This is a genomic window from Micromonospora sp. NPDC052213, assembly GCF_040679695.1.
Lineage (GTDB): Bacteria > Actinomycetota > Actinomycetes > Mycobacteriales > Micromonosporaceae > Micromonospora.
Genome location: NZ_JBFAVI010000343.1, coordinates 1 through 1711, shown reverse-complemented (window position 1 = coordinate 1711; position 1711 = coordinate 1). Strand labels below are relative to the sequence as shown.

1 protein-coding gene and 1 pseudogene are annotated in these 1711 nt (G+C 64.0%); one reads left to right on the top strand and one right to left on the bottom strand.

The features are described 5' to 3' along the window. Nucleotides 1-247, bottom strand: a pseudogene (locus AB0L34_RS33760) (hypothetical protein); the annotation flags it as partial. A gap of 265 nt (nucleotides 248-512) precedes the next feature. Between AB0L34_RS33760 and AB0L34_RS33755 the strand changes: the two are divergent. Further along, the coding region (locus AB0L34_RS33755) for a VCBS repeat domain-containing M23 family metallopeptidase (RefSeq protein ID WP_363709724.1) at nucleotides 513-1711 on the top strand (1199 nt) is incomplete at its 3' end.

Genomic DNA, 1711 nt, shown 5'->3' with positions numbered 1-1711 from the left:
CGCCCACCGGCCGGTGTTGTCGGCGCGCGAGACCGAGGTGCTGATCCAGTGGTTCCAGTCGCAGTCCAAGGAGTTCGTGGCTCAGCGTCTGGGGAGTGGCGGGCGACGGGCTCAGCTGCTGCCGTCCTTGGTGCGGGCGGTGGTTGTTGAAGTGGTCGACGTACTCGCCGACAACGGCGAGGGCATGTCGTTCGTGGTAGATCAGCAGCCGGTCGGCGCATTCCAGAGTGCACCTGACGGGCAGCATCCACCGTCGGGGCTGGACGTGGAAGGCTTTCCCGGCGCGGCGGGGGTACGCGCTCGACGTCGATGCCGAGCCGAGACCGGAGTACCGGGACCCCTTGGGCGGGCAGACCTCAACTCGGCCTCGCTGATCAGCTGCCTGGCAAGTTCAAGGACGCCGCCCATGGCGGGGCAACAGGCCATTACGCAGAGAACCATTGGCGTTCTTGACAGTCTCGGCCCCGTTGGGACACCCTTTGGGCCAGATCGCGCCCGAACCTCCGTGGCTCATGACCGTGCAGCTGCAAGGTAGACATTCCAAATTCCGTGCCGATCGTAGACACAAGGAGGTCCATTTGCGTCGCGATATCGCAGTCAGCTTGGCTGCGCTTGTCGCCGTGCTCGGAATCCTGATTCCTCAGGAGTCCGCACTCGCCGGCAATGGCGCACCGTTCAAGCTACCTTACCGGGCTGGACATGCGTACACCATTACCCAGACGCCCGGAAGCGGCTATTCTCACAACGACGGCTATAATCGGCATGCCGTTGACTTCGCCATGCCGCAAGGCACCCCGATTGTCGCCTCGGCGGCCGGCACCGTCTACTACGAGGGATGGAGCGCCGGCGGAGGCATCATCGCCTTGATCGACCACGGCAACAACCGTTGCTCTCAGTACGCTCATCTCAGCGCCACCATCGTCAACAGAGGGCAATTGGTGGCGCAGGGGCAGCATATCGGCACGTCCGGCGCTACCGGAAACGTGACCGGCCCACATCTTCACTGGAATATCGTCTACTGCGATTCTCAGCTCAGCCGCGAAATCCCCAATACCGTGGAGACCGGCACCAACTATCCCACGGGCACCGCACCCGTGAGCCAGAACCGCCTTTCCGCCGGCCTGCCCGGGGCTGACGGCGAACGGGTTTCGGACTTCAGTGGTGACGGTGTCGCCGATGTCCTGGGAGTCGCTGCCAACGGTGACTTCTGGTACTACCCGCACAGCGGAGCCGGCCTCGGCAACCCGGTCGGAATCGGACACGGCTGGGCGACCTTCAAGCACGTCATGGCTGCGGACTGGAGCGGTGACGGTGCCGCCGACGTCCTAGGAGTCGATTCTTCAGGGAGGCTACTGTACTACCCGAACAACAGCTACAAACTGTCTGGCTACACGCAGATCGGACACGGCTGGGCGACCTTCAAGCACGTCATGGCCGCGGACTGGAGCGGTGACGGTGCCGCCGATGTCCTAGGAGTCGATGCGAACGGAAACCTCTGGTACTACCCGCACAGCGGAGCCGGCCTCGCCAATCCGGTCAGGATCGGACACGGCTGGGCGACCTTCAAGCACGTCATGGCTGCGGACTGGAGCGGTGACGGTGCCGCCGACGTCCTTGGAGTCGATGCGAACGGAAACCTCTGGTACTACCCGCACAGCGGAGCCGGCCTCGCCAATCCGGTCAGGATCGGACACGGCTGGGCGACCTTCAA